4 protein-coding genes are annotated in these 3,643 nt (G+C 73.8%); 3 read left to right on the top strand and 1 reads right to left on the bottom strand.

The window, feature by feature from the left end:
• On the bottom strand, positions 1 to 1,338 hold a 1,338-nt coding region (fliF, locus tag ACVMLK_RS20205; protein WP_457487441.1), incomplete at its 3' end, for a flagellar basal-body MS-ring/collar protein FliF.
• A 251-nt stretch (positions 1,339 to 1,589) separates the two neighbouring features.
• Between fliF and ACVMLK_RS20200 the strand changes: the two genes are divergently transcribed.
• The 3 genes from ACVMLK_RS20200 to ACVMLK_RS20190 all read left to right on the top strand — a co-directional run.
• Positions 1,590 to 2,117, top strand: a complete 528-nt coding sequence (locus ACVMLK_RS20200) for a flagellar basal body-associated FliL family protein (protein WP_457487440.1) — start codon at positions 1,590 to 1,592, stop codon at positions 2,115 to 2,117.
• A gap of 3 nt (positions 2,118 to 2,120) precedes the next feature.
• Positions 2,121 to 3,230 (top strand): FliM/FliN family flagellar motor switch protein, encoded by a 1,110-nt coding sequence (locus ACVMLK_RS20195; protein ID WP_457487439.1) that lies wholly within the window; start codon positions 2,121 to 2,123, stop codon positions 3,228 to 3,230.
• On the top strand, positions 3,227 to 3,643 hold a 417-nt coding region (locus ACVMLK_RS20190), incomplete at its 3' end, for a hypothetical protein (RefSeq protein WP_457487438.1). The genes ACVMLK_RS20195 and ACVMLK_RS20190, both read left to right, overlap by 4 nt.

Genomic DNA, 3,643 nt, shown 5'->3' with positions numbered 1-3,643 from the left:
GGCGAGGGCACCGGCGCCGAGCAGCGCCCAGTGCGCGGCGCCCAGCGGCGCGCCGCCCGTCTCGGCGCTGGCCAGCGTGCCGGCCGCCTCGCCGGGCAGGAAGCGCAGCGTGTCGACCGTCACCAGATCGCCGCGCGCCGGGTTGAAGCCGACCGCCGAGCGGACCAGCGCGGCGAGCCGCTCCAGCTCCTCCTTCGGACGCGGCTGCGGCTGGCCTTCCGCGTCCAGCGCGGTGTCGACCACCACGGCGACGCTGAGCCGCTTGACCGCGCCGGGCTCGCGCGTGGTCTCCTCGATCTTCGAGGAGATCTCGAAATTCACCGTCTCGCTGTTGCGCTGGTTGCTGGTGGCGCTGCGCGTGGCGGTGTTGTTGACCTGCTGGTTGGGCAGGTTCTGGCCGACCGTCACCGGCGCCTGGCCACGGCCGTCCTCGCTCGATTCCTGCTCGGTCTGGCTCTGCCGGCCGCGCTCCACCTGGCCGAGCGGGTCGAAGGTCTCGGCGCGGGCGACGACGCGGGCGCCGTCGATCTCGACGGCGGCGACGGCGCGCACCTTGCCGCGGCCGAGGATCGGCTCCAGCAGGTCGAGCACCGCCTTCTGCAGCGCCTGCTCCTGCGCCGCCCGCATCTCGCCGATGCGGCCGGCGGCGGCGCCGAGGCCGCCATCGGCGGCCAGCACCACGCCGGCGGGATCGACCACCGAGACATCCTCCTGCCGCAACCGCGGCACGGCGCCCGAGACCAGCAGCCGGATCGCCGCCGCCTGGGCGGCGCCGAGGCGCTGCCCGGCCGAGGTGGTGACGGTGACGGAGGCGGTCGGCGCCGGCGCGTCGCGCGAGAAGCTCTCGCGCTCGGGCAGCACGACATGGACGCGGGCGCTGCGCACGCCCTGCATGGCGACGATGGTGCGCGCCAGCTCGCCCTCCAGCGCGCGCAGCCGCTGCACCCGCTGCATGAAGGAGGTCATCTGCATCGGGCTCGCCTGGTCGAGCAGCTCGTAGCCGGCGCCGCCCTGGCGGGGCAGGCCCTCGGCCGCGAGCTGCATGCGCAGCCGCGCGACCTGCTCGGCGGGGACGAGGATGCTGCCATCGCCGCGCGCCTCGACCGGGATCTTCAGCTCCTCGAGGCGGGCGGCGATGCGGCCGGCATCGGCCGCCTCCAGCCCGGCATAGAGCAGGCCGTGCGGCGCCTGGGCGGAGCGGGCCACCAGAAGCACGGCCAGCAGGGCGGCCAGGCCCACGGCGACCATGGCGCCGATTTTCGCGGGGCCCAGCCGGGCCAGGCCCTGGCCCAGCCCGCTCAGATCGAAACCGGATCCGAGGGTGCGGATTTGCTGCATCGACCTTCTCTCGTCCCTTCTCGACCGGCCCGGGGCCGGCGCCGTGGCGCCGGGACGCGGAGGGCCGCGGCATCCAGTTCCTGTCTCCCGCCGGCCAGACCTTCCGCCGCGTCCGCCCACGGGCCTGACGGGGGGCGGGCAAGTTCGGCTTCCGGTGTTTTTAGCATGGCATGCGAGAACGTGTCGGTTTATATCTGCGGTCGCTCCGCTTGTCGCGCGAAAAATCAATGCCGCCAGGAGATGCCTCGCCCATGTCCGCCTCTGCCGCCGAGAATGATGCGAAAAAATCCGATAAGCCGCCGCGCCCGGCCTCAGGAGGCAAGCGGCGCGGCCGGTTGTTGCTGGTGCCTCTGCTGCTGCTGCCGGTGCTGGGTGGCGGCCTGGCCGGCGCCTGGTTCCTGATGCCGGGCGCGGCGGAGACGATGCGAAATATGGTTGTGGGCTTGGCCGCCGCGCCGGCCGCCCCGCCCCCGGCCCGCCCCGCCTTCCTCGAATTCCCCGAGATGACGCTGACCCTGCCGAATGCCGGCCGGCCGCGCCAGCTGCGGCTCAAGCTCGCCGTCGAACTCGCCGGCGATCCGGCCGAGCTGCAGCCCGAGCTGCTCAGTCCGCGCGTCTATGACGGGCTGGTGCTCTATCTGCGCACGCTGCGCGACGGCGAGACCGAGGGCGCCCTGGCCATGGACCGGCTGCGCGGCGACCTGCACCGCCGGCTGGAGCTGATGCTGGGCGCGGGCCGGGTGCGCGACGTGCTGATCACCGGCTTCGTGGTCGCCTGAGCCGTGAGCGGGAGCGCGAACACGCCGGACGGCCAGGAGCCCGCCGTCGATCCGATGGGCGATCCGATGGGCGATCCGATGGCCGATTGGGGCGCCGCCGGCATGGCCATGGGCCAGGGCGACATCGACAGCCTGTTCGGCGGCCCGGAGCCCGCGGCCGAGCCGGAGCCGCCGCGGCGCGGGCTGGAGGCGCTGGTCGGCGGCGCGGTGCGCTACGAGAAGCTGCCGATGCTGGAGATCGTCGTCGACCGGCTGGCCCGGCTGATGACCAGCTCCAGCCGCAAGTTCACCGCCGACAACGCCGATGTGGTGATCGACCGCATCCGCCCCGTGCGCGTCGGCGCCTTCCTCGACACCATCACCCTGCCGGCGCTGATCGGCGTCATCCGCATCGAGGAATGGGACGGCTACTGCCTGGCCGCGCTCGATTCGCGGCTGATCGGCTCGATCGTCGACATCCTGCTGGGCGGCCGGCGCAACGCGCTGCAGCCGATCGAGGGCCGGCCCTACACGCCGATCGAGCGCACCTTCGTCGAGAAGTTCGTCTCCATCGTGGCGCAGGACATGAGCCGCGCCTTCGAGGCCGTCTCGCCCGCCACCTTCGCGCTGGAGCGCTTCGAGATCACGCCGGGCTATGCGCTGATCACCAAGCCGACCGCGGCGGCGCTGACCTTCCGCGCCGAGATCACCATGGAGGGGCGCGGCGGCTACATCGATTTCCTGCTGCCCTATGCCGCGATCGACCCGGTGCGCGACCTGCTGAGCCAGGAGGTGCTGGGCAAGAAGCAGGGCGGCGACACCATCTGGCGCAGCCATCTGGCCGAGGAGCTGCCGCGCGCGCCGCTCGAGCTGACCGCCGTGATCGAGCGCCGCGTGCTGCCCTTCGCCGAGATCGCCGCCTGGCAGCCCGGCGCGGTGCTGGCGCTCGACCGCCGGCAGGACGAGGCCATCGAGGTGTTCTGCCAGGGGCTGATGGTCTGCCGCGCCACCATGGCCGCGCGCGACGAGCGCGTGGTGCTGCATGTCGAGGATTGCGTGATCGAGAAGGGCTGGCCGGGCGACCTCTCGCTCGCCGCGGCGGCCCAGGACGGGCGAGGAGAATCCCCATCATGACGCTGACCGAAATCCTGGATGCCTCCGGCCTGGCGGTGCTGGCCGCGCAGGGCGGCTGGATCCTGCTGCTCTACCGCCGCATGGGCCGGCTGCGCGCCGCGCTCGAGGGGGCGGGCGCGGTGGTGGCCCAGCTCGATGCCGCCTCGCGGCGGCTCGATGGCGCCTCCGGCGGCCTGGTGCAGACGGTGCGCGACGGCATCGCCGAGGTCGACAGCAAGATCACCGCCTGCCGCCGGCTGTCGCAGGAGCTGGGCTCGGCCTCGCGCCAGGCGGAGGAGGTGGCGGCGCGGCTCGACCAGGCGCTGCGGCAGAACCGCCGCCTGCAGACCGCCCGCGCCGCCGCGCCGCCGCGCGAGCTGGTCGAGCCGCTGGGCCTGGCGGAACGGCTCTCCGCCCGCCGGCACGCCCCGCCC

It is taken from the genome of Teichococcus aerofrigidensis (genome assembly GCF_054073225.1).
Note: the sequence above shows the minus strand (reverse complement) of the source record. Positions and strands in the feature narration are given on the sequence as shown.

Excerpts from the sequence above, each read along its gene's own strand:
- ACVMLK_RS20200 (WP_457487440.1), top strand. The coding sequence starts at position 1,590 with ATGTCCGCCTCTGCCGCCGAGAATGATGCGAAAAAATCCGATAAGCCG.